The organism is Enterobacter cancerogenus (assembly GCF_019047785.1).
GTDB lineage: Bacteria > Pseudomonadota > Gammaproteobacteria > Enterobacterales > Enterobacteriaceae > Enterobacter > Enterobacter cancerogenus.
This window is the reverse complement of the sequence record NZ_CP077290.1, coordinates 2,211,473-2,236,762: the sequence shown is the minus strand read 5'-3', so window position 1 is coordinate 2,236,762 and position 25,290 is coordinate 2,211,473. Positions and strand designations below refer to the sequence as shown.

Below are 25,290 nucleotides of genomic sequence, written 5' to 3'. Positions count from 1 at the left end.
TTATGCGAGAAGGGTGGAAAATAACATGAGCGCGGACGAAAACAACCTGATTTGGATCGATCTTGAAATGACCGGGCTGGATCCCGAGAGAGATCGCATCATTGAAATCGCAACGCTGGTCACCGATGCGAACCTCAATATTCTGGCGGAGGGGCCAACCATCGCGGTGCATCAGTCCGATGAGCAGCTTGCGCTGATGGATGAGTGGAACGTGCGTACCCATACGGGGAGTGGTCTGGTGGACCGCGTGAAGGCCAGCACCCAGGGCGACCGCGAAGCAGAGCTGGCCACCCTCGAATTCCTCAAACAGTGGGTGCCGGAGGGGAAATCACCTATCTGTGGGAACAGCATCGGTCAGGATCGTCGTTTTCTCTTTAAGTACATGCCGGAGCTGGAGTCTTACTTCCACTACCGTTATCTGGACGTGAGCACGCTGAAAGAGTTGGCCCGTCGCTGGAAACCGGAAATCCTGGATGGCTTCAAAAAGCAGGGGACCCACCAGGCGATGGATGACATCCGTGAGTCGGTGGCTGAGCTGGCCTACTACCGCGAAAACTTTATTAGGCTTTGATTTTGAGGCCCGGCACGCTTGCGTTGCCGGGTTTTTGCCGTTAAATTGCTCAGCTTGCTGATTAATTAATCACTTGAACGGAATTTCAAAAAAATCGCTTCAGGAGGGGTTGCAGCCAAACGGATTTCTCGTATAATGCGCCTCCCGTAACGACAGAGAATTACACGTTACGACAGCAACAAAAGCAGTACAGATTTGCGGGAATAGCTCAGTTGGTAGAGCACGACCTTGCCAAGGTCGGGGTCGCGAGTTCGAGTCTCGTTTCCCGCTCCAAAATTTGAAAGTGCTTTCACAGCACGGACCACCCAAGCGGGAATAGCTCAGTTGGTAGAGCACGACCTTGCCAAGGTCGGGGTCGCGAGTTCGAGTCTCGTTTCCCGCTCCAAAATTTGAAAGTGCTTTCACAGCACGAACCACCCAAGCGGGAATAGCTCAGTTGGTAGAGCACGACCTTGCCAAGGTCGGGGTCGCGAGTTCGAGTCTCGTTTCCCGCTCCAAATTCTTCTTCCAGTCAAAATTATCCACAGCGTAAAGTCATGCTGGGGACGTTTCCCGTTGCATTTGAAATATTCTTGTAAACAGAGTTATCCACAGAACGCCTGACGTATCCGAAACGGCTGAAACCTTAGCAGGGTGAATAATATCTTTTTAACATGCTGTTTTTCATGAAGAAAATTTGATTGCAAAATGTTAACGCGATCGCTTGATCTCGTTGTCAGCCCTGATAGCGCTTGAGTTTTTATTTTTATTCACAGGCTGTGAATATATCAAGCATCCCGTATCAGCCCTTTTTCAATCACCCGCACCAGGCGCTGTTTCTTCGGCAGTTGCACTTCAACGACGCAGGCATTTCGCTTCTCAATTTGCTGCGCAATCGCCCATTCTATGTGTTCATCGAGAAGTGGGTGCTCACCTCTGCGGCTTTCAAGCGCCTGAATATTGGCTTCATCCCAGGGGGCATTTCCCAGCGCGACGGCGACGTTACGCAGCCAGCGCAGGTGGCCGATACGACGGATAGCCGAACCTTCCGTGACTTTCAGGAACCAGGCTTCGGTCCAGGCGAACAGTTCGATGAGTTGTGGCGCATGAAGCGCTTTGCGCGGGCTAAAGTCCTCTTCCTCGGTGAGTTGCGAGTAGCGATTCCACGGGCAGATCAGCTGGCAGTCGTCGCAGCCGTAGATGCGGTTGCCGATGAGCGGGCGAAACGCTTCGGGGATTGCGCCTTCGAGTTCAATCGTGAGATAGGAGATGCAGCGGCGCGCGTCGACGACATACGGCTCGACGATTGCCCCGGTCGGGCAGATGGTCATACAGGCCACACAGCGCCCACAGCCTTCTTCTACCGGCCCGTCAATGGGCAGCGGTAAATCAATGAGCAACTCCCCGAGGAAAAAGAAGGAGCCGGCGTCACGGCTCAGGATAAGTGAGTGCTTACCTGTCCAGCCAAGCCCGGCTTTTTCGGCAATCGGACGCTCAAGAATAGGCGCGGAGTCAACAAACGGTCTAAAATTCAGCGAAACACAGTGCTGCTGAATAGTTTCCCCAAGTTTTTTTAAGCGGTTACGCAGAAGCTTATGGTAATCACGCCCGAGGGCATACCGACTGACGTAGCCCAACGAGGGATTTTTTAGCGTGCGCGCAAATGCCGCGTTGGCAGGCAGGTAGTTCATGCGCACGCTGATCACGCGTAACGTGCCCGGCAAAAGCTCGTGTGGACGGGCGCGCATCATGCCGTGACGCGCCATCCACTCCATCTCGCCGTGGTACTGTTTGTCCAGCCAGGCCTGCAATTTTGGCTCGCTGGCAGAGAGATCGGTATCGGTGATACCCACTTTCTGGAAGCCAAGTTCAGCACCCCACTGTTTAATTTTTTGCGCTAACTGATTGAGATCGAGGGGCTGTGACATGACGGACCATACTGTGAAGAAAAACCCCGCAAGTATACCACATTCCATCTGGCATGCGGATGACCTCCGCCATGCCGAAAAAGAGGCGGCCGACAGCCTGGGGATTACCCTGTATGAGTTGATGCAGCGGGCGGGCGAAGCGGCATTTAACGTTGCCCGGACGGCCTACCCGGATGCATCGCACTGGCTGATTTTATGCGGACATGGCAATAACGGCGGGGACGGCTATGTGGTCGCACGTCTGGCCGTTGCCGCCGGTCTTCGCGTCACGTTGCTTGCGCAGGAGAGCGATAAGCCCCTGCCAGAAGAAGCCAGCGCCGCGCGGGATGCCTGGCTTAACGCGGGCGGTATGATCCACGCGCCGGACATTCTCTGGCCGGATGATGTCGCGCTGATCGTTGATGGGCTGCTGGGGACTGGGCTGCACAGCGCGCCGCGCGACAGCGTTGCGGCGCTGATTGAACGCGCCAACGCGCATGCTGCACCGGTGGTGGCGCTGGATATCCCTTCCGGATTGATCGCGCAGACCGGAGCCACGCCGGGTGCGGTGATTAACGCCGCTCACACCGTGACCTTTATCGCCCTCAAACCTGGCCTGCTCACCGGTAAAGCGCGGGATGTGGTCGGCCTGCTGCACCACAGTACGCTGGGGCTGGACGGCTGGCTGGCCGGACAGGAGACAAATCTTTCACGTTTTGATGCCTCGCAGCTTGCCCACTGGTTGCCGCCGCGCCGTCCAACGTCCCATAAGGGCGACCAGGGGCGGCTGGTGATTATCGGAGGCGATACCGGTACCGCAGGCGCGATCCGCATGACCGGCGAAGCGGCGCTACGCTGCGGAGCAGGGCTGGTGCGGGTGCTGACGCGCAGCGAAAATATTGTTCCGATTATCACCGCCCGCCCGGAACTGATGGTGCATGAATTGACCCCAAAATCGCTTGAGGAGAGTCTCGAGTGGGCGGATGTGGTGGTGATTGGTCCGGGGCTGGGACAAGAAGCCTGGGGCAAACAAGCCCTGCAAAAGGTGGAGAATTTCCGTAAACCGATGCTCTGGGATGCCGACGCGCTGAACCTTCTGGCAATCAACCCGGATACGCGTCACAATCGCATTCTGACGCCGCACCCCGGCGAAGCCGCGCGGTTGCTTAACTGCAGCGTGGCAGAAATTGAAAGCGATCGCTTACTTTCTGCCCAGCGTCTGGTAAAACGTTACGGAGGTGTTGTTGTCCTCAAAGGGGCAGGGACCGTCGTTGCCAGTGACGTTTTGCAGGGCATCATTGATGCCGGCAACGCGGGAATGGCCAGCGGCGGCATGGGCGATGTGCTTTCCGGCATCATTGGCGCATTGCTCGGACAGAAACTTCCCCTATATGATGCAGCCTGCGTGGGCTGCGTAGCCCACGGGGCGGCAGCCGACAGGCTGGCAGCGCGTTACGGCACGCGCGGTATGCTGGCCACCGATCTTTTTTGCACGCTGCGGCGTGTAGTTAACCCGGATGTGATTGACGTAGAAAATGACTAATCGAGCGATTTCTTTACCTGATGAACAAGCCACTTTGGATTTCGGCACGCGCGTGGCGCAGGCCTGTCAGGGGGCAACCGTCATTTATCTGTATGGAGATTTAGGCGCGGGTAAAACAACCTTCAGCCGTGGGTTCCTGCAGGCGTTAGGCCATAAAGGGAATGTGAAAAGCCCAACCTACACGCTGGTTGAGCCTTATACCCTGGACCATGTTACGGTCTATCACTTTGATTTATACCGCCTTGCGGACCCGGAGGAGCTGGAGTTTATGGGGATCCGTGATTATTTTGCCAACGACGCCATTTGCCTGGTGGAGTGGCCGCAGCAAGGTGCGGGTGTGCTGCCTGACCCGGATGTCGAAATTCACTTAGAGTACCAGGCGCAAGGGCGTGAGGCACGCATCAGTGCTGTTTCCTCATCAGGGTGTTCCTTACTGGCCCGTCTGGCCGGTTAAGCGTAGGAATGACGGGATGATTAATCGCGTTAAAGGTTGGTTGTTAGCTGCAACGGTGCTGCTGTGCGCGCAGGCCGGGGCGGCGAATCTTTCGGATATTCAGGTCTCCAATGGCGATAGCCAGGCCCGCATCACCTTCAGCTTTATGGGTGATCCTGAGTATGCCTTCTCACAAATCGACAGCCACAGCGTGGCGCTCGATATCAAACAAACCGGCGTGATCCAGGGGCTGCCGCTGCAGTTTAGCGGAAATAACCTGGTGAAAAGCATCCGGTCCGGAACGCCAAAGGACAGCCAGTCGCTACGGCTGGTGGTGGATCTGACCGAAAAAGGGAAGACGAAGGCGGTTAAGCAGCAAAACGGCTCGAATTATACGGTGGTCTTTACCATCAACGCCGATGCGCCTCCGCCACCTCCACCGCCGCCTGCGCCGGTGGTCGCGAAACGCGTGGAAACGCCGGTTTATACCCCGCGTCCCGCTGAGCCTGCCCGTAATCCGTTCAAATCGCAGGACGATCGCATCACTGTGGCGACCAGCAGCAATACGGTGACGCGCCCGGCGGCCAGCGCACGTCGTGCGACGGTCAGCGGAGACAAGGTGATTATCGCCATTGATGCCGGTCACGGTGGGCAAGACCCCGGTGCGATTGGGCCGGGCGGCACGCGCGAGAAAAATGTCACTATCGCCATCGCCCGCAAGCTGCGTACGCTGCTCAACGACGACCCGATGTTTAAAGGCGTGCTGACCCGCGACGGGGATTACTTTATCTCGGTCATGGGCCGTTCGGACGTGGCGCGTAAGCAAAATGCTAACTTCCTGGTGTCGATTCATGCGGATGCGGCTCCGAATCGTGATGCCACCGGAGCGTCCGTCTGGGTGCTCTCAAACCGTCGCGCCAACAGCGAAATGGCGGGCTGGCTGGAGCAGCATGAGAAACAGTCCGAGCTGTTAGGCGGCGCGGGCGACGTGCTGGCAAACAGCCAGTCTGACCCGTATCTCAGCCAGGCCGTGCTGGATTTACAGTTCGGTCATTCTCAGCGCGTCGGGTATGATGTCGCCACCAATGTACTGAACCAGTTACAAAGCGTGGGCGTGCTGCACAAGCGGCGTCCTGAACATGCCAGCCTCGGCGTTCTGCGCTCGCCGGATATCCCGTCGATTCTGGTGGAAACCGGCTTTATCAGTAATAACGGTGAAGAACGTTTGCTGGGAAGCGACAGCTACCAGCAGAAAATTGCCGAAGCGATTTATAACGGTCTGCGTAAATATTTTGACGCGCATCCGCTGCAGGCGGCACCGCAGGGCGGCGTGAGCCAGACGGCCAGCGCCGCGTTACCGGGTGAGATGACCGCGACCAATTAAGGAGACGTCATGCCGATTCAGATTCTCCCGCCGCAGCTCGCGAACCAAATCGCCGCCGGTGAGGTGGTTGAACGCCCTGCATCGGTGGTGAAGGAGCTGGTGGAAAACAGCCTCGATGCGGGCGCAACCCGCATCGATATTGATATCGAACGCGGTGGCGCGAAGCTTATCCGCATTCGGGACAACGGCTGCGGCATCAAAAAGGACGAGCTGGCGTTAGCTCTGGCGCGCCATGCCACCAGTAAAATCGCCTCGCTTGACGACCTGGAAGCGATTATCAGCCTGGGTTTTCGCGGCGAGGCGCTTGCCAGTATTAGTTCCGTTTCACGTCTTACGCTCACCTCCCGCACGGCCGAACAGCAGGAGGCCTGGCAAGCCTACGCCGAAGGGCGCGACATGGACGTGACGGTGAAACCTGCCGCACATCCCGTTGGCACCACGCTGGAAGTGCTGGATCTGTTTTACAACACGCCCGCCCGACGCAAGTTCATGCGCACCGAGAAGACCGAATTCGGCCATATCGATGAGATTATTCGCCGCATCGCGCTGGCGCGGTTTGATGTCACGATCAACCTCAGCCATAACGGCAAAGTCATGCGCCAGTACCGCGCGGTCGCTGAAGGCGGTCAAAAAGAGCGCCGCCTGGGTGCCATCTGCGGAACGCCCTTCCTCGAGCACGCGCTGGCGATTGAGTGGCAGCATGGCGATTTGGCCCTGCGCGGCTGGGTGGCCGATCCTAAGGTGAGCAGCGCCGCGTTTGCTGAGGTTCAGTACTGCTACGTCAACGGCCGTATGATGCGCGACCGCTTGATCAACCACGCGATTCGCCAGGCCTGTGAAGAGAAGCTCGGCGCGGATCAGCAGCCCGCCTTTGTGCTCTATCTGGATATTGACCCGCACCAGGTTGACGTTAACGTTCATCCGGCCAAGCATGAGGTCCGTTTCCATCAGTCGCGCCTGGTGCATGATTTTATTTATCAGGGCGTGGTGAGCGTGTTGCAGCAGCAGGCAGAGCCGACGTTACCGCTGGACGACAGCGAGCCGTCTGCGCGTTCACTGCCGGAAAACCGGGTCGCCGCGGGGCGTAACCACTTTGCCGAACCCGCCGTTGCGCGTGAACCGGCGGCACCGCGATTCGCCGCGTCCGGCAGCACGCCGCGAGCCACGGGGGCGAACTACCCGAACGCCCAGCCGGGTTATCAAAAGCAGCAGGGGGCGTTGTACCGCAAGCTGCTGGATACGCCAGCCGTTGAGCATAAAGAACGCATTGCGGTCTCTACGCCTTCGCTGGACGGCCACAGTCAGAGCTTTGGACGGGTATTGACCATCATCGCGCCGGATGTCGCGCTGCTCGAACGCGAAGGGCAACTGATGCTGCTGGCGCTGCCGGTGGCGGAACGCTGGCTCAAACAGGCGCAACTGACGCCGGGGATCAATACCGCTTGCGCACAGCCGCTCCTGATCCCCGTACGCCTGAAAATAACCGCACAGGAAGCAGCGGTATTGCAGCGTGCAACGCCGTTACTGGCGGAAATGGGTATTGAAATCGCACTTGAAGCGCAGCATGTGACCATTCGCGCAGTGCCTTTACCCTTACGCCAACAAAATTTACAAAACTTGATTCCTGAACTGATAGGCTACCTGGCGCAACAGACAACGTCTGATGCCGCGAATACCGCGCAGTGGATTGCTCGCCATCTGGCAAGTGAACACGCTGCATGGAGTATGGCGCAGGCCATTACCGTGCTGGCGGAGGTGGAACGCCTTTGTCCGCATCTGGTAAAAGCGCCACCGGGTGGATTATTACAACCTGTTGATTTAAAAACGGCGATGACCGCCCTGAAAGATGATTGATGTAAGCAAGGCGAGCCTGCCTAAGGCAATTTTTTTAATGGGGCCGACGGCCTCCGGTAAAACAGCATTAGCCATTGAGCTGCGTAAAGTTTTGCCTGTAGAGTTGATTAGCGTTGATTCTGCCCTCATTTACCGGGGGATGGACATTGGCACGGCGAAGCCAGACGCAGACGAACTGCGCGCGGCACCGCATCGTTTGCTGGATATTCTTGACCCGGCTCAGGCTTATTCGGCAGCCGATTTTCGCCGCGATGCCCTGGCCGAAATGGCCGACATTACGGCGGCAGGACGAATACCGCTGCTGGTTGGCGGTACCATGCTCTACTTTAAGGCGCTTCTGGAGGGGTTATCACCTCTGCCATCGGCGGATCCTGAGGTAAGAGCAAAGATTGAGCAGCAGGCGGCAGAGCAAGGGTGGGACGTTTTGCACAAGCAACTGGCACAAGTCGATCCGGTTGCCGCAGCACGGATTCATCCAAATGATCCGCAAAGGCTTTCCCGGGCACTGGAAGTTTTTTTCATTTCGGGTAAAACTTTAACGGAACTGACGCAAACGTCAGGAGAGGCTCTGCCGTATCAGGTGCATCAGTTCGCCATCGCCCCGGCGAGCCGTGAACTGCTCCATCAACGAATTGAGCAGCGTTTTCATCAGATGTTGGCTTCAGATTTTGAAGCAGAAGTGCGGGCGCTTTTTGCCCGTGGAGATTTGCATACGGACATGCCTTCCATTCGTTGTGTGGGATACCGCCAGATGTGGTCGTATCTTGAAGGTGAGATTTCATACGATGAAATGGTTTATCGAGGTGTTTGCGCCACGAGGCAGTTAGCGAAGCGCCAGATCACCTGGTTGCGCGGTTGGGAGGGGGTTCACTGGTTAGACAGTGAAAAACCACAACAGGCGTTAAACGAAGTGATTGAGGTTATTGGTGATATCGCTCACTGAATGTGTACAATTAAGCCGTATCGTGCGCAATTTTTCAGAATCGCAAGGTTCTAAGTACAAAACAAGCATATAAGGAAAAGATAGAATGGCTAAGGGGCAATCTTTACAAGATCCGTTCCTGAACGCATTGCGTCGGGAACGTGTTCCAGTTTCTATTTATTTGGTGAATGGTATTAAGCTGCAAGGTCAGATTGAGTCTTTCGATCAGTTCGTGATTCTGTTGAAAAACACGGTCAGCCAGATGGTCTATAAGCACGCTATTTCTACTGTTGTTCCGTCTCGTCCGGTATCTCATCACAGCAATAACGCTGGCGGCGGCACAGGTAGTAACTACCATCATGGTAGCAACGCACAGGGTTCTACTGCCCCTGCGCAGGACAGCGACGATACCGAATAAGGTTTCGGCTGTTATCCACACGGGGAGCCAGGGATCCTGCGTTCCCCGTTGATCTTTATTGAGAGGTTTACGCTTGTTTGACCGTTATGATGCCGGTGAGCAGGCGGTGCTGGTACACATCTATTTTTCGCAAGACAAAGATATGGAAGACCTCCAGGAGTTTGAAACTCTGGTCTCTTCCGCTGGCGTCGAAGCAATGCAGGTGATTACCGGTAGCCGTAAAGCGCCGCACCCGAAGTATTTTGTTGGTGAAGGTAAAGCAGTTGAAATTGCGGATGCCGTTAAAGCAACCGGCGCATCAGTCGTGTTGTTTGATCACGCGCTGTCTCCCGCTCAGGAGCGTAATCTTGAAGCACTTTGCGAATGTCGGGTTATCGATCGCACTGGGCTAATTTTAGATATTTTTGCTCAGCGTGCGCGTACCCATGAAGGGAAGCTGCAGGTTGAGCTGGCGCAGCTGCGCCATCTGGCGACGCGTCTTGTGCGTGGCTGGACCCACCTTGAAAGACAAAAGGGCGGGATTGGTTTACGCGGTCCGGGTGAAACCCAGCTCGAAACCGACCGCCGTTTGCTGCGTGGCCGTATTACCCAGATCCTCTCACGCCTGGAACGCGTAGAGAAACAGCGTGAGCAGGGACGTCGGGCGCGAACGAAAGCCGACATCCCGACGGTGTCGCTGGTGGGCTATACCAACGCCGGTAAATCCACCCTGTTTAACCAGATAACCGAGGCTCAGGTGTATGCCGCAGACCAGCTGTTTGCGACCCTGGACCCAACGCTGCGTCGTATTGACGTTGCGGACGTCGGTGAAACGGTGCTGGCGGATACCGTAGGGTTTATCCGCCATTTGCCGCACGATCTGGTGGCAGCGTTTAAAGCCACCCTGCAGGAGACGCGCCAGGCGACCTTGCTGCTGCACGTTATTGACGCAGCAGACGTGCGCGTGCAGGAGAACATCGACGCGGTAAACGTGGTGCTCGAAGAGATCGAGGCCCACGAAATCCCGACGCTGCTGGTGATGAACAAAATCGATATGCTGGAGGATTTCGAGCCGCGTATCGACCGAGATGAAGAGAACAAACCGATTCGGGTCTGGCTTTCTGCCCAGACCGGTGTTGGTGTGCCACTGCTTTTCCAGGCTTTGACAGAACGTCTTTCCGGTGAGGTAGCTCAGCACACGCTGCGACTGCCGCCACAGGAAGGCAGGCTGCGCAGCCGGTTTTATCAGCTTCAGGCGATAGAAAAAGAGTGGATGGAGGATGACGGCAGCGTGGGGATGCAGGTGCGTATGCCGATCGTTGACTGGCGTCGCCTCTGTAAACAAGAACCTGCGCTGGTCGACTATATCGTCTGATCAGAAAGGGGATGCCTGAATAATTCGCCCTTGCATAACAAATATGGAGCATATACATGGCGTGGAATCAGCCCGGTAATAACGGACAAGACCGCGACCCGTGGGGAAGCAGCAATAATCAAGGCGGCAACTCTGGGGGAAATGGCAACAAAGGTGGTCGCGAGCAGGGGCCGCCGGATCTGGATGACATCTTCCGTAAGCTCAGCAAAAAGCTGGGTGGGTTAGGTGGGGGTAAAGGTTCTGGCACGGGTGGAAATTCCACTCAGGGACCTCGCCCGCAAATGGGTGGCCGCATCGTGGGCATTGTTGCTGCTGCCGTGGTGATCATCTGGGCAGCCAGCGGGTTCTACACCATTAAAGAAGCGGAGCGCGGCGTGGTAACCCGTTTTGGTAAGTTCAGCCATCTGGTTGAGCCGGGCCTGAACTGGAAACCGACCTTCATTGACGACGTGACCGCTGTAAACGTGGAATCCGTCCGTGAACTGGCCGCCTCTGGCGTAATGCTGACTTCTGACGAAAACGTCGTGCGCGTTGAAATGAACGTGCAGTACCGGGTGACCGATCCAGAACGTTATCTGTTTAGCGTGACCAGCGCGGACGACAGCCTGCGTCAGGCAACCGACAGCGCCCTGCGCGGCGTGATCGGCAAGTACACCATGGACCGCATCCTGACGGAAGGTCGTACCGTTATTCGTAGCGATACCCAGCGTGAGCTGGAAGAGACCATTCGCCCGTACAACATGGGTATCACCCTGCTGGACGTCAACTTCCAGGCTGCACGTCCGCCGGAAGAGGTGAAAGCCGCATTTGACGATGCGATTGCCGCGCGTGAAAACGAGCAGCAGTACATCCGTGAAGCGGAAGCGTACATCAACGAAGTTCAGCCGCGTGCTAACGGTCAGGCGCAGCGTATTCTGGAAGAAGCGCGTGCGTATAAGACGCAGACCATCCTGGAAGCACAGGGTGAGGTTGCGCGTTTCGCGAAGATCCTGCCGGAGTATAAAGCGGCTCCGGAAATTACCCGTGAGCGTCTGTATATCGAAACCATGGAAAAAGTGCTGAGCCACACGCGTAAAGTGCTGGTTAACGACAGCAAGGGCGGGAACCTGATGGTTCTGCCGCTGGATCAGATGCTGAAAGGCGGTTCTGCACCGGCTGCGAAAGACACCAGCGGCGCAAACAACCTGCTGCGTCTGCCGCCAGCCTCAAAGGGCAGCTCCAGCGCGAACACAACGCCTTCTTCGAACGATGGTGACATTATGGACCAACGCCGTGCTAACGCGCAGCGTAACGACTACCAGCGTCAGGGGGAATAAGGATGCGTAAGTCAGTTATTGCGATCATCATCATCGTACTGGTCGTGCTTTACACCTCGATCTTTGTGGTGAAAGAGGGTGAGCGTGGGATCAAATTCCAGTTCAGCAGCGTCGTGCGTGATGGCGACAAGCGTCCGGTGATCTATGAGCCGGGCCTGCACTTCAAGGTTCCGTTTATTCAGTCGGTGAAAACGCTCGATGCGCGTATTCAGACTATGGATAACCAGGCCGACCGTTTTGTGACAAAAGAGAAAAAAGACCTGATCGTTGATTCCTACATCAAATGGCGCATCAGTGATTTCAGCCGCTACTTCCTGGCGACAGGCGGCGGTGACGTTTCTCAGGCAGAAGTGCTGCTGAAACGTAAGTTCTCTGACCGTCTGCGTTCTGAAATTGGTCGTCTGGACGTGAAAGATATCGTTACCGACTCCCGTGGTCGTCTGACTCTCGAAGTGCGTGATGCGCTGAACTCCGGTTCTGCGGGTACGGAAGACGAGGTGGAAACTCCGGCTGCGGATGACGCGATTGCCAAAGCGGCTGAGCGTGTTCAGACGGAAACCAACGGCAACGTGCCGGTGATCAATCCGAACAGTATGGCGGCGCTGGGTATCGAAGTGGTCGATGTGCGTATCAAGCAGATCAACCTGCCTGCAGAAGTGTCTGAGGCGATTTACAACCGTATGCGCGCCGAGCGTGAAGCGGTAGCCCGTCGTCACCGTTCACAGGGTCAGGAAGAGGCTGAGAAGCTGCGTGCAGCGGCGGACTACGAAGTGACCAAGACGCTGGCGGAATCTGAGCGTCAGGGCCGTATCCTGCGCGGTGAAGGTGATGCCGAAGCGGCGAAACTGTTTGCTGATGCCTTCAGCCAGGATCCTGACTTCTACGCCTTCATCCGTAGCCTGCGTGCTTACGAGAATAGCTTCCAGAGCAACCAGGATGTGATGGTGCTCAGCCCGGACAGCGATTTCTTCCGTTATATGAAGACGCCAAGTAACGCGACACGCTAATTAATTTACATTCGGTAAGTCGTAAAGCGAAAGGGTGGCCAATGGGCCACCCTTTTTACGTTAAGTGTAAGGTCTGCGCCTGGTTACAATTCATCGATCAGATAACGAAAATTACAGGTCGTACTGAATAAACCCGCGCCAAGGTGCTGGGTGTCTGCCTGCACCTGAATATCATAAAGCTCAGTGTCGGTCATGGGGTGTTTAGAAATACTGGTGGTGACGCGGGGATCGTCGCAACCCAACACACTGACGGAAACACCGGTAGAAACGTAGCGACAATAGACACCACGATCGTTCATCTGGCTACCATCGCACAACTGACCCCCTTCCATTAAATAGGTTTGTAATATCGTTTCTACCCTGCCGCCATTGGGGGTTAGAATCAGTTGTTTTTCATGTTGAACCTGGTCTTTACTCCAGGAGATATCGTAGGTGGCGACAGGCACCGTCGGGCAAGCCGTTTCGCGTGTTGGAGGCGATGTCCACGATTTTCCGGTAGAGGGATCGATACTCACGGTATATTGCGCGATATTCCATGGGCAATCCTGACCCTCAAAGTGTACGGAGTACGAAACATCTAAACTGCCGCATGCCCACAGGGTGGTGTCAATTCCAGGGCAGTGCGATGAGGCAATGTCATTCTTTTGAGCACGGAGTATCTCTATTTTAGGGAGATGAGAGCTGCTCCAGGAAATTAAAGTGGGCGTGCCTAATCCTCTCTCGACAGCATCGGTTGCATCGTAAAGACCATTTTCAGTGGAATTAGAGGATGGGAACGCCACGTGAAGTTGAATATTAGCTTGAACACTGGGGCTTTTAAGATAAGCAAAATAAACGAGAAAGTGCGTTTGGCTTTTCAGGTTATCGGTAGTCGCCATTGCTGATGATGTGAATAACATCGTCAACATAAGCGAAAAAAGAATAAATAATGCAGGTAATTTTTTCATTTATAAATACTCAAACGTGGCGGTTGCCGTTGCGATAAAAGTACCTGGCATCACCCGAGTCCCGGAAACGGTTTGTAGCCATGCGTTCAGGATCAGTTCGTTACTGCCCGGATTTAACGCGAACGTTGCCCCCGCCGGACGATTGAACAACACTTGCGTGCCTGCTAATGTTTCAAGCCCAATCGCAAAACCACTGGCGGTCGATCCGCTATCAAGGGCCAGAAACCCCGGCAGCGCCTGTTCTTCTGAGCCTGAAAATGTCACCCGTAGGCCGTTTTTCAGCGTTGGTCCACTGCAGTCTTTAAGCGAAATAACCAGCTTTGCGCGTGCCGATTGACCGCGCAACATTAAATCCGGCGCAGCCATTTCTGGAAACACGACCTCACCCAACGTTTCTCCATGTATCACGGGTTTACAAAAGGTGGTCAGCAAGGTTCCACTAAAATGAAGGTTATCCGTCGCTGCAAACAGGGGCTGAAGCCCCCCACACAGCAATAGCCCGCCCATCAGGAGTCGTGCTGTTATTCGATGTATCATTGATAGTCCACCTGAAGCGTTGCCCATGCTTCAAAGTTGCCCTCAGGAAGCGTAACGCCATTTTTTTTAATCGGCACAGCCTTCAGCACCGGCTGCGTCGCTGGATTAATAGTAAGCGCTGTGCCGATGGTAAAAGGTTGATCATCATGAGTTATTTTTATTCCAAGACCGTTAATATCGGTATTGACGGCGGCATCGTTAAAGTCGGACTGCGTCGCCATTAGCGTTAACGTCATGGTCATGTATGCATCACGGACCGTCGAATCACAGTCGATGGTGTAAGGGATTTCCTTCATGTAGTTAATGCCATTGATATCATCGATCTGCATTTCAGCGAAAGGAACTTCAATGGTTTCATTGTTGCTAATGACGCATTGTTGCGGGTTCACAAGATAACCGTGAAAGTTGACATCGGCACTGGCCATGGCGTCATGCGTGAAAACGAAGAGTAATACAAGCATCAATGGTTTCATTGGTAATCGACCACCATTGTTGCGGTGGCATTAAACTCAGCCGCCTGAAGTGATGTCGATGCTTCCTTCACTGGCACGACTTCCAGTTCGGGAGCGGCCTGAGTATAAGTAAAGTTAAGCCAGTCGGTTGTGCCTGGCTTAATCACTGTTTTATCCGCTTTATTCTGTAAGCGCAGCCCAAAGCCCTCAATGTTGGTTTTGAGCACCTGCTCGCCATTAATGACGGTCGTCTCGCCCTGTAACTGCAGCTTGAGATAATCACTTATCCTCGTCTGACAATCCATTGCGTAGTTCACGGGCTGTGTATAGTGTCCACCGTCCACTTTGGTGGTGACAACGTTTCCAAATTCCACCGTTCCGCCGTTGATGACGCAGGGAATAGGAACATTAATTAATACCGTAAGCGACATATCGACGTATTTACTGCCGGCAAAACATACTGTGTTTGCGCTGATGAACACGATGATCAGACTCCAGATGACAGTGCGCAGCATTTCATAATTCTCCTGCGACTATTTCTTCAGACTTTTTTCTTCATTTACGCTGCACGTATTCGCTGCGCATGTGAAGTACAAAGAAGGACGTCCGCCGTAGTCATTTACGTATCCCAGAACAGGTTCGCTGCCGAGATCGGCAGATTTCACCTTCAGCGGCTGGCTGGCGAAGGGGGCGAGTATAATGGGCTCAAAGCCAGCGGCAGTTTTATCCTTGCTGGGACCGGCACTGCTGATGACCACGAAATACGGCGTGGGGTTCTTCACCGTATAGCTGTCGCTGGTTCGGGTAAGCGTCAGCTGATGTTGCCACGGATGCTGGGGATCCAACGCAGGCAGCGCCGCGGGACGATAAAACAGCTTAATCCGCGTTTGAAGAGCGATTTGCAATACGTTAGGTTTGCTGCTCTTCGGCGGGATTTCGCGGATGTTGAAATAGAACATCGTCTCGCGATCCTGCGGCAAAGAGGCCAATCCAGGCATTCCCTGTACTTTTACCTGACCGGTGGCCGTGGGTTCAATTCGTTGAACGGGCGGCAGTACCGTCAGTGGCGAGCTGATCTTTTGTCCTGTACTGGTCTCGATCCATGCTTGCGCCAGATACGGCAGCGATTGGTTGTCGTTTCTTAGCGTGATGCTGACCGATTTTTGATCGCCGCGGAAAATCACGCGCGTTCTGTCAGGAACGACGGCGGCCTGAGCCGCAAGTGTGGACATCAGCAGGCTACCTGCGATGAGTTTTACGGTACGTGAATGAAAAATCTTCATAGTGCTTTTCCTGAGGAGGTGGCGTGAGCTGGTGTCCCGGAAATATTTTCGGGGGTAGGGGGCAGCTTAAGCCGATTCGTTTGTTGCTGAATGGCCGGAATGGTTTGCACCGGCGTGTTTGGACCGACGGGTTTATCGTTGCGGCAGGGTAAAAACACACCATTAAACAGGTCATTCGGGAGTGGGGTTGGAAGCGCGATCTCGCAATGATCGTCGCCATTCCATGAAACCTGCATTTTCTCGCCGGGGTTAACGCCCACCAGATAGACGCTGCCATTTTCATCTACCAGCCCTACCTGCTGTTGGCGATGGTTTTTTACCTCTGCACCAAGCGGTGGGTGGCTACCATTACTCATGCGCAGTACCGCCATGGCTTTCACGCCGCTGATCACATCAAACTGACGATAGCCAATTGCGCCGGACGTGAGCGTTGCCTGAGCAATTGAACGCAAGGCCTCAGCATTCTCCGGGAGGTGATCAATGTCGATGCGGATATCGTTCCGATTGTAGTCGTTAACATCGGATATAATGGCCTTGCCAAAGCGGTTGGTGTAAACCGGATCGCTGTAACCGCCAACCGGGATATCCGGGACGCCGCTGGTGTCCACAAGCAGGCGCGTACCGCCGGGGATTGACGTACGGTGTAGCGCGCCACCCTGGGTGGTTAACGTTGCGCCGCCGGTTAGGGATAATCCCACCGATGAATAGTCTCCATCCACATAGCTGGCATTCATATCCACATCGGCATAGCTACCTGTGTGGCGATAGTAACCATCCACCGATGTGGCATGTTCTGACTGACCAACATTAACCTGGTAGTTGTTATGGTTATCAAGTTGCTCATAATAGCCAACCCGGTTCGAGGTAGAGTTATCGTCGAATGAACCGCTGTAGCTTAGCGTGCGGTTATCACCCAAGGGTACACTCAGCGATAAATAGAGACCGTCATCTTTTTCATTATCGAATTCATTGCGAAAAGCGTTGAGCGACAGGCTGATATTTCTGATACGGCTGATATCAAAATATTTAGAAACCATAACGTTGTAGTTATTCTGGTCCTGACGATCCCAATAGGTTCGTTGCGTCCAGTTGAAATACATGTTCAGCCCAGGTCCGATGAAATTCTGGTTGTAACTCATGGTGAACATCTCTTTATCGTGACCCGCGCGAATATTTTCGCCATTGCGAGCGTCAAGAGACTCATTCATCGTCATGAACTTTTCTTCAGAAAAGCGGTAACCCGCAAAGGAGAGACGGCTGTGCAGTTCGTCGAAGTTTTTGGCATAGCTGATGCGGAAAGAATTGCCCTGCAACGTCCCGGTCCCATAACCGGTGTCTTCGGTCAGGTGTGTACGGGAGTTTGTCACATCAACGGCGAGTGCACCGAGGATAGCCAGATCGCGGCCCACACCCAATGCCAGTGCCTGATAATCTTGTTCGCCAATCATTCCACCGTATAACGACCATCCGTTAGCGATCCCCCAGGACGCTTCTCCAACGCCAAAGGGGGATCCTTCCATATGAAGGTCCCAGCTTTGTGGTCGACCCACTGCCGCTTTATAGCGAACCTGATCCAGGCGGGTCAGGAACGGGATAGAGGCCGTGGTGACATCATATTCCTGAACGTTGCCGTCTTGTTCTTCGACGCGTACGTGCAGATCGCCCGTGGTCGACTGGCTGATATCCTGGATATGGAAAGGCCCTGCCGGTACCTGCTTCTCATACAGAACACGATTTTGTTGGCTAACAATGACCTTAGCGACACTCCTGGCGACGCCAATGATGTCCGGCGCATAGCCTCGAAGATTGGGAGGCAGCATCTGGTCGTCTGTACGTATGCTGGCCCCAGCATAGTTGAAACTGTCAAAGATATCTGACTGCAGATAATCTTCACCCAGCGTCAGCTGCGCGCTAAGACTGGGCAGAGCACGATACGCATAGTAGCGATTCCAGTTCCACTGTTGGTATGTTTGGTCATCCAGACGCTGATAATTTCCTTGCCAGTCAGCGCGTAAACGCCATGCGCCGATATTCGCACCTACTGTACCGTTACCGCTGATATCATGCTCATTACCGCTGCCATCCATGCGATGTTCATGGTCAGCGTTAACGTTATAGTCAAAAAGAATACCTGAAACGCCGTTATCCCAGCGCGACGGGGGATCCCAATTTTTATCGGTGTACTCAAGGTAAGCCTGAGGAAGCGTGATATTTAATGCGGAATGGCTGAGATCGGCTTCAATTTCCATGCCGTCTAACTGCCCAGGTTTCAGGCAGGCGCCATCTTTAATCCAAATGAATTTTTCTGTCAGTGCGGGTTGAATACCTAATAAGGAGACCAATTGAGGTGACAGACACGCAAAGCTATTTTTTGACGAATCGTCCGCAGCGTACCACATAATGGTATGCTCATCTGGCAGGGCGCTATTATTTATAAAAACCTGGAGATCGTAAGAACCTGGTAATACATATCCTTTGCGAGAAAAACGGCTAATGTCATAACTCGCCCCTTCCTGAGATTCCAGGAATTGGGTATTGAATTCTACGTTTTCTTCCGCCAGGCCAATATATGATTGACAGGCAAGCGTAAACGCTATGACATTTGTCAAACTTTTGAGGCTGAAATGAGGACCGGGCGGCATAGTATGAATTATTCCTTCGACATTGCGATGTCATGTTGTTTCATATTCCCCTGCCGCATCATGCAGCAGGGGAATATGTTTATTACAGGTACGTAATCTGGAAACTGGTCATGCTGGAAAATTCACCCGTGTCGACAGTTGCCGCAGCAGTATCGCCCTGAACCCATGCTTTGAAACGCAGGGTTTGATCGGCCATAGCTTTACCCGCTGTATCTTTCTTCATGAGCTGGGTTGCTGCTGTACCCATACGCAGTTCGGTACCTTTGCTGTCAGCCATCACAATGTAGGCGCCTTTCATTTCACCGCCAGCACCCATTAAAGCCAGGTTACCGGCGTGGGTAGTAGATTCGTTACCATTTGCGTTAAAGACAATGGACATATTTGTCTGAGCGTCAAATACGCAGTTTACGAGTTCAATGTCAAAATCAACTTTCTGTGTCAGGCCTGCTTTCAGTGATGCAGTACCCAGGTTTTCGCCCAAACTAATGGTCTGGTTTTCGTCTCCAATCTTAATAGAGCATGGAGATTCTACGATTTTGCCGACAAACGTCACGGTACCATCGTTGGCGCCTGTTGTAGTTTCCTCTGCCTGAGCGACAGACATTGCACTACCCAAAACCAACGCAGCAGCGAGCGTCGTTTTAACAACGTTTTTCATTTTTCATCCTTAATGTATTAAAAAACAGGCATTAATAAATATGCGGTTATTGATAACCAAGTGGAGGTATGCCTCAGTCTCCAGCATCTTTGAAAGCAATTCATGACCCGATCGGAAGAAGGGGAGGGGAACACTTTGAAAAGAGATAAATAACTTAGTTAATGTAAATCCTCATGAACTAAGTGTATTTAATATTATTTTACAAGAATAATCTGTATCACTGATTGTTACAATCAACAATTACTTACATGTATTTTAAGTAATCTTTATGGATTTTGAACATCAAATAATATTTATACTGGGGAGTATGCTATGGGTTAAGTCTGACATACTTTATGATTTTACTCATGATTACCTGGCTTAAAATAATATCCCAGGAGTATATTTGTTAAATAAATATAAATTGTCTTTTATATCTATTATTTAAGTGTATCTTTCTGGGTTGTTCATATTTTAAACGGAAAAAGCGCAGGAAAAATGAGGGCCAAGGTATGTTACAGTCACAGGCATGACAACGGATACGATTCGATAATAGTAAGAAGGATAGTCGCGTGAACTCACACATCTTGCTGGCGCTTGCTCTGGTTTTAGTATTGGAAGGTCTCGGGCCGATGCTCTATCCCCGTGCGTGGAAAAAGATGATTCTGGCGATGACACACTTGCCAGAAAATACGTTGCGTCGATTTGGTGGTGCTCTTGTGGTTGCCGGGATCGTTATCTACTACATGTTGAGGAAAACGATTGGCTGATCAAAAAGTGGTCGGATTTGGCATGTTTTAGGGTCAAAAAGTGCTGTATATCTGAAAAAGCGATGGTAGAATCCATTTTTAAGCAATCGGTGATTTTGAAAAAATGGGTAACAACGTCGTCGTACTGGGCACCCAATGGGGTGACGAAGGTAAAGGGAAGATCGTTGATCTTCTGACTGAACGGGCTAAATATGTTGTACGCTATCAGGGCGGTCACAACGCAGGCCATACTCTCGTAATCAACGGTGAAAAAACCGTCCTCCATCTTATTCCATCAGGCATTCTTCGCGAAAACGTCACCAGCATCATCGGTAACGGCGTCGTGCTGTCTCCTGCTGCCCTGATGAAAGAGATGAAAGGTCTGGAAGACCGTGGTATTCCTGTTCGCGAGCGTCTCCTGCTCTCCGAAGCCTGCCCGCTGATCCTGGATTATCACGTGGCGCTGGATGTGGCACGTGAAAAAGCGCGTGGCGCGAAAGCGATCGGGACGACCGGTCGTGGTATCGGCCCGGCTTACGAAGACAAAGTAGCACGTCGCGGTCTGCGCGTCGGCGACCTCTTCGATAAAGCGACCTTTGCTGAAAAACTGAAAGAAGTGATGGAATATCACAACTTCCAGCTGGTTAACTTCTATAAAGCTGACGCCGTTGACTACCAGAAAGTGCTGGATGACGTCATGGCGATTGCTGACATCCTGACCGGTATGGTTGTTGATGTTTCCGATCTGCTGGACCAGGCGCGCAAGCGTGGCGATTTCGTCATGTTCGAGGGTGCGCAGGGTACGCTGCTGGACATCGACCACGGTACCTATCCGTACGTGACCTCCTCTAACACCACCGCAGGTGGCGTGGCGACCGGCTCTGGTCTGGGTCCACGTTATGTGGATTACGTTCTGGGTATCATCAAAGCGTACTCCACGCGTGTGGGTGCAGGTCCATTCCCGACCGAGCTGTTTGATGAAACTGGCGAGCTCCTGTGCAAGCAGGGTAACGAGTTTGGCGCGACCACCGGTCGTCGTCGTCGTACCGGCTGGCTGGACGCGGTTGCCGTACGTCGTGCCGTGCAGATCAACTCCCTGTCTGGCTTCTGCCTGACCAAGCTGGACGTGCTGGACGGCCTGAAAGAGGTGAAAATCTGCGTAGGTTACCGTATGCCAGATGGCCGCGAAGTGACCACCACGCCGCTGGCTGCTGACGACTGGGAAGGCATCGAGCCAATCTACGAAACCATGCCGGGCTGGTCTGAGACCACCTTCGGTGTGAAAGAGCGTAGCGGCCTGCCGCAGGCGGCGCTGGATTACATCAAGCGTATTGAAGAACTGACCGAAGTGCCGATCGATATTATTTCTACCGGCCCGGATCGTACTGAAACGATGATCCTGCGCGACCCGTTCGACGCATAATCTTCGTGACTGCTGGCCTGCGGGGTGACCCGTAGGCCGGATAAGCGTAGCGCCATCCGGCGACCCCTCCTGGATATCCGCTTTTTCGCCCCGTCTGTCAAATAAATTAGCCGCTACCTGGCTGGCTGGTTTATCATCATTAATGAATATCTCTGCGGTTTGACCGCGTTTTTCCTTATTTCCTGAGGTTGATGTGCAGTTAACAAGTTTCACCGATTACGGCTTACGCGCGCTCATTTACATGGCGTCGTTACCCGCCGGGAAAATGACAAGTATCTCTGAAGTCACAGAGGTATACGGCGTGTCCCGTAATCATATGGTCAAAATAATCAATCAACTTAGTCGTGCCGGATACGTTGCTGCCGTCCGCGGGAAGAATGGTGGGATCCGCCTGGGTAAACCGGCGCAGAGTATTCGTGTTGGGGATGTGGTACGTGAACTGGAGCCCTTGTCTCTGGTGAACTGCAGCAGCGCATTTTGCCACATCACCCCCGCTTGTCGCCTGAAACAGGCGCTTTCTCAGGCCGTGCAAAGTTTTCTCAAGGAACTGGATAACTACACGCTGGCCGATTTGGTTGAAGAGAATCAACCGCTTTATAAATTATTGCTGGTGGAATGAAGAAAATTTCCACCGGAGCTGACAACGGAGGAACCGACATGTCACATGATCCTTTCCAGGAACGCGAAGCCGAAAAATACGCGAATCCTATCCCCAGCCGCGAGTTCATCATTGAACACTTAACCAAACGCGAAAAACCCGCCAATCGTGAAGAACTTGCCGTTGAATTAAACATTGAAGGTGAAGAGCAAACCGAAGCCCTTCGCCGCCGCCTGCGCGCCATGGAGCGCGACGGGCAACTGGTCTTTACCCGCCGCCAGTGCTACGCCCTGCCTGAACGTCTCGATCTGCTGAAAGGCACGGTCATTGGACATCGCGATGGCTTTGGCTTCCTGCGCGTGGAAGGCCGTAAAGACGATCTCTATCTCTCATCCGAACAGATGAAGATGTGTATCCACGGCGATCAGATCCTGGCGCAGCCGCTGGGGGCCGATCGTAAAGGCCGCCGTGAGGCGCGCGTGGTGCGCGTGCTGGTACCGAAAACCAGCCAGATTGTGGGTCGCTACTTTACCGATGCAGGCGTGGGCTTTGTGGTGCCGGACGACAGCCGTCTGAGCTTCGACATCCTGATCCCGCCTGAAGAGGTGATGGGCGCGCGCATGGGCTTTGTGGTGGTGGTTGAACTCACCCAGCGTCCAACCCGCCGTACCAAAGCGGTAGGTAAAATCGTCGAAGTGCTGGGCGATAACATGGGCACCGGTATGGCCGTCGATATGGCGCTGCGTACCCATGAGATCCCGTACGTCTGGCCGAAAGCGGTTGAAGAGCAAATCGAAAACCTGCGTGAAGAAGTGCCGGAAGAGTCCAAAGTGGGCCGCGTGGATCTGCGCGCCCTGCCGCTGGTGACCATCGATGGCGAAGACGCCCGCGACTTCGATGATGCCGTATACTGCGAGAAGAAACGCGGTGGCGGCTGGCGTCTGTGGGTTGCGATTGCCGACGTCAGTTACTATGTGCGTCCGAATACCCCGCTGGACAACGAAGCGCGCAGCCGTGGAACCTCGGTCTACTTCCCGTCACAGGTTGTGCCGATGCTGCCGGAAGTGCTCTCCAATGGCCTCTGCTCGCTGAACCCGCAGGTTGATCGTCTGTGTATGGTCTGCGAAATGACCATCTCGACCAAGGGCCGCTTAACCGGCTACAAATTCTACGAAGCGGTGATGAGCTCGCACGCGCGCCTGACCTATACCAAGGTCTGGCATATGCTGCAGGGCGACCAGGATCTGCGCGAACAGTACGCGCCGCTGGTCAAGCACATCGAAGAGCTGCATAACCTCTACAAAACGCTGGATCAGGCGCGCGAAGAGCGCGGCGGGATTTCGTTTGAGAGCGAAGAGGCGAAGTTTATCTTCAACGCCGAGCGTCGTATCGAGCGCATCGAGCAGACCCAGCGCAACGATGCGCATAAGCTGATTGAAGAGTGCATGATCCTGGCGAACATCTCAGCGGCACGTTTCGTTGAGAAAGCCAAAGAGCCTGCGCTGTTCCGTATCCACGATAAGCCGACGACGGAAGCAGTGAATTCGTTCCGCACCGTTCTGTCCGAATTAGGACTGGAACTGCCTGGCGGCAACAAGCCAGAGCCGCGTGATTACGCCGAGCTGCTGGAGTCCATTGGCGACCGCCCGGATGCAGAAATGCTGCAAACCATGCTGTTGCGTTCCATGAAGCAGGCGATTTACGATCCGGAAAACCGGGGCCACTTTGGCCTGGCGCTACAGTCTTACGCGCACTTTACCTCGCCGATCCGTCGTTATCCGGACCTCTCTCTGCACCGCGCCATCAAGTATCTGCTGGCTCAGGAGCAGGGTCACAAAGGTAACACCACCGAAACCGGCGGCTATCACTACTCGATGGACGAGATGCTGCAGCTTGGTCAGCACTGCTCCATGGCTGAACGCCGCGCCGACGAAGCCACGCGTGATGTGGCTGACTGGCTGAAGTGTGACTTTATGCTGGATCAGGTCGGCAACGTCTTTAAAGGCGTGATTGCCAGCGTGACCGGCTTTGGGTTCTTCGTGCGTCTGGATGAGCTGTTTATCGACGGTCTGGTGCACGTTTCCAGCCTGGATAACGACTACTACCGCTTCGACCAGGTGGGCCAGCGCCTGATTGGCGAATCCGGTGGCCAGACCTATCGCCTGGGCGACCGCGTGGAAGTGAAAGTTGAAGCCGTCAATATGGACGACCGTAAAATCGACTTCAGCCTGATCTCCAGCGAGCGTGCGCCGCGTAACGTCGGCAAAACCGAGCGTGAAAGAGCGAAAAAAGGTGGCAACGGCAACGCGGGTGGTAAACGCCGTCAGGCCGGTAAAAAGGTAAACTTTGAGCCGGACAGTGCCTTCCGTGGCGAGAAGAAACAGAAGCCGAAGGCAGCGAAGAAAGATGCCCGGAAAGCGAAGAAGCCTTCTACCAAAACCCAGAAAATCGCGGCCGCTACCAAAGCAAAACGCGCTGCGAAGAAACAGCAGGCGGAGTAAACTACTCTGCTAATCTGACCCTCTCCCGAAAAGGGAGGGGGACAAGCATTGTCATAATGAGAACCATCAATGAGTGAAATGATTTACGGCATCCACGCGGTGCAGGCCCTGCTGGAGCGCGCGCCGGAGCGTTTTCAGGAAGTGTTTATTCTGAAAGGGCGTGAAGACAAACGTCTGATGCCGCTGATCCACGCGCTGGAAGCGCAGGGCGTGGTGATCCAGCTGGCGAACCGTCAGTACCTGGATGAGAAAAGTGAAGGCGCGGTTCACCAGGGCATTATTGCGCGCGTGAAGCCGGGCCGTCAGTACCAGGAAAACGATCTGCCGGATCTGATTGCCGGGCTGGATAACCCGTTCTTCCTGATCCTTGATGGCGTGACCGATCCGCACAACCTCGGCGCGTGCCTGCGCAGCGCCGATGCGGCGGGCGTCCACGCGGTGATCGTACCAAGAGACCGCTCAGCGCAGCTGAACGCGACGGCCAAAAAAGTGGCCTGCGGCGCGGCGGAAAACGTACCGCTGATCCGCGTGACCAACCTGGCGCGCACCATGCGTCTGCTGCAGGAAGAGAATATCTGGATCGTCGGTACGGCTGGCGAAGCGGATCACACCCTGTACCAAAGCAAGATGACCGGCCGCATGGCGCTGGTGATGGGCGCAGAAGGAGAAGGCATGCGTCGCCTGACGCGCGAGCACTGTGACGAGCTGATCAGCATTCCGATGGCTGGTAGCGTGTCGTCGCTGAACGTCTCCGTCGCGACGGGCATCTGCCTGTTTGAAGCGGTGCGTCAGCGTAGTTGATTTTCGCCCGGTGGCGCTTCGCTTACCGGGCC

At 54.1% G+C, this 25,290-nt stretch carries 23 protein-coding genes and 3 tRNA genes; 18 read left to right on the top strand and 8 right to left on the bottom strand.

Annotation, left to right across the window (positions count from 1 at the left end; translation table 11 throughout):
* Window positions 1–25: 25 nt before the first annotated feature.
* The 4 genes from orn to I6L58_RS10475 all read left to right on the top strand — a co-directional run bounded on the left by orn (window position 26) and on the right by I6L58_RS10475 (window position 1,068).
* Entirely contained in the window at window positions 26–571 is a 546-nt protein-coding gene (orn, locus tag I6L58_RS10490) for an oligoribonuclease (protein WP_088208698.1), read from the top strand.
* A 197-nt stretch (window positions 572–768) separates the two neighbouring features.
* Window positions 769–844, top strand: a tRNA-Gly gene (locus I6L58_RS10485).
* Window positions 845–880: 36 nt separating this feature from the next.
* Window positions 881–956: transfer RNA gene (locus I6L58_RS10480), tRNA-Gly, on the top strand.
* A 36-nt stretch (window positions 957–992) separates the two neighbouring features.
* A tRNA-Gly gene (locus I6L58_RS10475) sits at window positions 993–1,068 on the top strand.
* Between the two features lie 270 nt (window positions 1,069–1,338).
* Here the strand turns inward: I6L58_RS10475 and queG are convergent.
* Window positions 1,339–2,478, bottom strand: a complete 1,140-nt coding sequence (gene queG, locus I6L58_RS10470) for a tRNA epoxyqueuosine(34) reductase QueG (protein ID WP_088208699.1) — start codon at window positions 2,476–2,478, stop codon at window positions 1,339–1,341.
* Here queG and nnr point away from each other — a divergent pair.
* From nnr to hflC, 9 genes are all read left to right on the top strand, one after another.
* Window positions 2,477–4,000: a bifunctional ADP-dependent NAD(P)H-hydrate dehydratase/NAD(P)H-hydrate epimerase gene (gene nnr / locus I6L58_RS10465; RefSeq protein WP_088208700.1), complete on the top strand. Its 1,524-nt coding sequence runs from the start codon at window positions 2,477–2,479 to the stop codon at window positions 3,998–4,000. The two genes, queG and nnr, sit on opposite strands and share 2 nt — an antisense overlap.
* On the top strand, window positions 3,993–4,454 hold the full coding sequence (gene tsaE, locus I6L58_RS10460) for a tRNA (adenosine(37)-N6)-threonylcarbamoyltransferase complex ATPase subunit type 1 TsaE (RefSeq protein WP_006178966.1): 462 nt from the start codon (window positions 3,993–3,995) through the stop codon (window positions 4,452–4,454). Before nnr ends, tsaE begins: the two co-directional genes overlap by 8 nt.
* A gap of 16 nt (window positions 4,455–4,470) precedes the next feature.
* Window positions 4,471–5,817 carry an N-acetylmuramoyl-L-alanine amidase AmiB gene (gene amiB, locus I6L58_RS10455; protein ID WP_088208701.1) on the top strand — a complete coding sequence of 449 codons (1,347 nt, stop codon included), beginning with the start codon at window positions 4,471–4,473 and terminating at the stop codon, window positions 5,815–5,817.
* Window positions 5,818–5,826: 9 nt separating this feature from the next.
* Window positions 5,827–7,671, top strand: a complete 1,845-nt coding sequence (mutL, locus tag I6L58_RS10450; protein ID WP_088208702.1) for a DNA mismatch repair endonuclease MutL — start codon at window positions 5,827–5,829, stop codon at window positions 7,669–7,671.
* Complete coding sequence (gene miaA / locus I6L58_RS10445) at window positions 7,664–8,614, top strand: tRNA (adenosine(37)-N6)-dimethylallyltransferase MiaA (protein WP_006178969.1); 951 nt, start codon at window positions 7,664–7,666, stop codon at window positions 8,612–8,614. Before mutL ends, miaA begins: the two co-directional genes overlap by 8 nt.
* Before the next feature lie 85 nt (window positions 8,615–8,699).
* On the top strand, window positions 8,700–9,011 hold the full coding sequence (hfq, locus tag I6L58_RS10440) for an RNA chaperone Hfq (protein ID WP_006178970.1): 312 nt from the start codon (window positions 8,700–8,702) through the stop codon (window positions 9,009–9,011).
* 73 nt (window positions 9,012–9,084) lie between these two features.
* On the top strand, window positions 9,085–10,365 hold the full coding sequence (hflX, locus tag I6L58_RS10435) for a ribosome rescue GTPase HflX (RefSeq protein WP_006178971.1): 1,281 nt from the start codon (window positions 9,085–9,087) through the stop codon (window positions 10,363–10,365).
* A 56-nt stretch (window positions 10,366–10,421) separates the two neighbouring features.
* On the top strand, window positions 10,422–11,681 hold the full coding sequence (gene hflK, locus I6L58_RS10430; protein ID WP_088208703.1) for an FtsH protease activity modulator HflK: 1,260 nt from the start codon (window positions 10,422–10,424) through the stop codon (window positions 11,679–11,681).
* A gap of 2 nt (window positions 11,682–11,683) precedes the next feature.
* A complete protein-coding gene (gene hflC, locus I6L58_RS10425; protein WP_058609523.1) occupies window positions 11,684–12,688 on the top strand; it encodes a protease modulator HflC in 1,005 nt (334 codons plus the stop codon).
* An 83-nt stretch (window positions 12,689–12,771) separates the two neighbouring features.
* Here the strand turns inward: hflC and I6L58_RS10420 are convergent, their stop codons facing one another.
* The 7 genes from I6L58_RS10420 to I6L58_RS10390 form a co-directional block, all read right to left on the bottom strand.
* Window positions 12,772–13,635, bottom strand: coding sequence for a StfH/YfcO family fimbrial adhesin (locus tag I6L58_RS10420; RefSeq protein ID WP_140418811.1), 864 nt, complete (start codon window positions 13,633–13,635; stop codon window positions 12,772–12,774).
* The gene (locus I6L58_RS10415) at window positions 13,636–14,025 is read right to left on the bottom strand and encodes a fimbrial protein (protein ID WP_254082156.1); all 390 of its coding nucleotides are present in this window, start codon (window positions 14,023–14,025) and stop codon (window positions 13,636–13,638) included. It lies immediately after the preceding gene.
* 143 nt (window positions 14,026–14,168) lie between these two features.
* Window positions 14,169–14,645, bottom strand: coding sequence for a fimbrial protein (locus I6L58_RS10410; RefSeq protein ID WP_088208705.1), 477 nt, complete (start codon window positions 14,643–14,645; stop codon window positions 14,169–14,171).
* Window positions 14,642–15,139, bottom strand: a complete 498-nt coding sequence (locus I6L58_RS10405; RefSeq protein WP_088208706.1) for a fimbrial protein — start codon at window positions 15,137–15,139, stop codon at window positions 14,642–14,644. The genes I6L58_RS10410 and I6L58_RS10405 overlap by 4 nt, the downstream gene beginning before the upstream one ends.
* 18 nt (window positions 15,140–15,157) lie before the next feature.
* Window positions 15,158–15,856 (bottom strand): fimbria/pilus periplasmic chaperone, encoded by a 699-nt coding sequence (locus tag I6L58_RS10400; protein WP_254082162.1) that lies wholly within the window; start codon window positions 15,854–15,856, stop codon window positions 15,158–15,160.
* Between the two features lie 47 nt (window positions 15,857–15,903).
* Window positions 15,904–18,549, bottom strand: a complete 2,646-nt coding sequence (locus tag I6L58_RS10395) for an outer membrane usher protein (protein WP_088208708.1) — start codon at window positions 18,547–18,549, stop codon at window positions 15,904–15,906.
* Window positions 18,550–18,631: 82 nt separating this feature from the next.
* A complete protein-coding gene (locus tag I6L58_RS10390) occupies window positions 18,632–19,207 on the bottom strand; it encodes a fimbrial protein (protein WP_058609528.1) in 576 nt (191 codons plus the stop codon).
* Window positions 19,208–19,758: 551 nt separating this feature from the next.
* On the opposite strand from I6L58_RS10390, the gene I6L58_RS10385 reads away from it, so the two are divergent.
* The 5 genes from I6L58_RS10385 (at window position 19,759) to rlmB (ending at window position 25,258) form a co-directional block, all read left to right on the top strand.
* The gene (locus tag I6L58_RS10385; protein ID WP_058609529.1) at window positions 19,759–19,956 is read left to right on the top strand and encodes a DUF2065 domain-containing protein; all 198 of its coding nucleotides are present in this window, start codon (window positions 19,759–19,761) and stop codon (window positions 19,954–19,956) included.
* A gap of 103 nt (window positions 19,957–20,059) precedes the next feature.
* On the top strand, window positions 20,060–21,358 hold the full coding sequence (locus I6L58_RS10380) for an adenylosuccinate synthase (RefSeq protein ID WP_088208709.1): 1,299 nt from the start codon (window positions 20,060–20,062) through the stop codon (window positions 21,356–21,358).
* Window positions 21,359–21,551: 193 nt separating this feature from the next.
* Entirely contained in the window at window positions 21,552–21,977 is a 426-nt protein-coding gene (gene nsrR, locus I6L58_RS10375) for a nitric oxide-sensing transcriptional repressor NsrR (RefSeq protein WP_058609530.1), read from the top strand.
* A 38-nt stretch (window positions 21,978–22,015) separates the two neighbouring features.
* Window positions 22,016–24,457, top strand: coding sequence for a ribonuclease R (gene rnr / locus I6L58_RS10370; protein WP_058609531.1), 2,442 nt, complete (start codon window positions 22,016–22,018; stop codon window positions 24,455–24,457).
* Window positions 24,458–24,526: 69 nt separating this feature from the next.
* Entirely contained in the window at window positions 24,527–25,258 is a 732-nt protein-coding gene (gene rlmB / locus I6L58_RS10365; protein ID WP_006178978.1) for a 23S rRNA (guanosine(2251)-2'-O)-methyltransferase RlmB, read from the top strand.
* The last annotated feature ends 32 nt before the right edge of the window (window positions 25,259–25,290 follow it).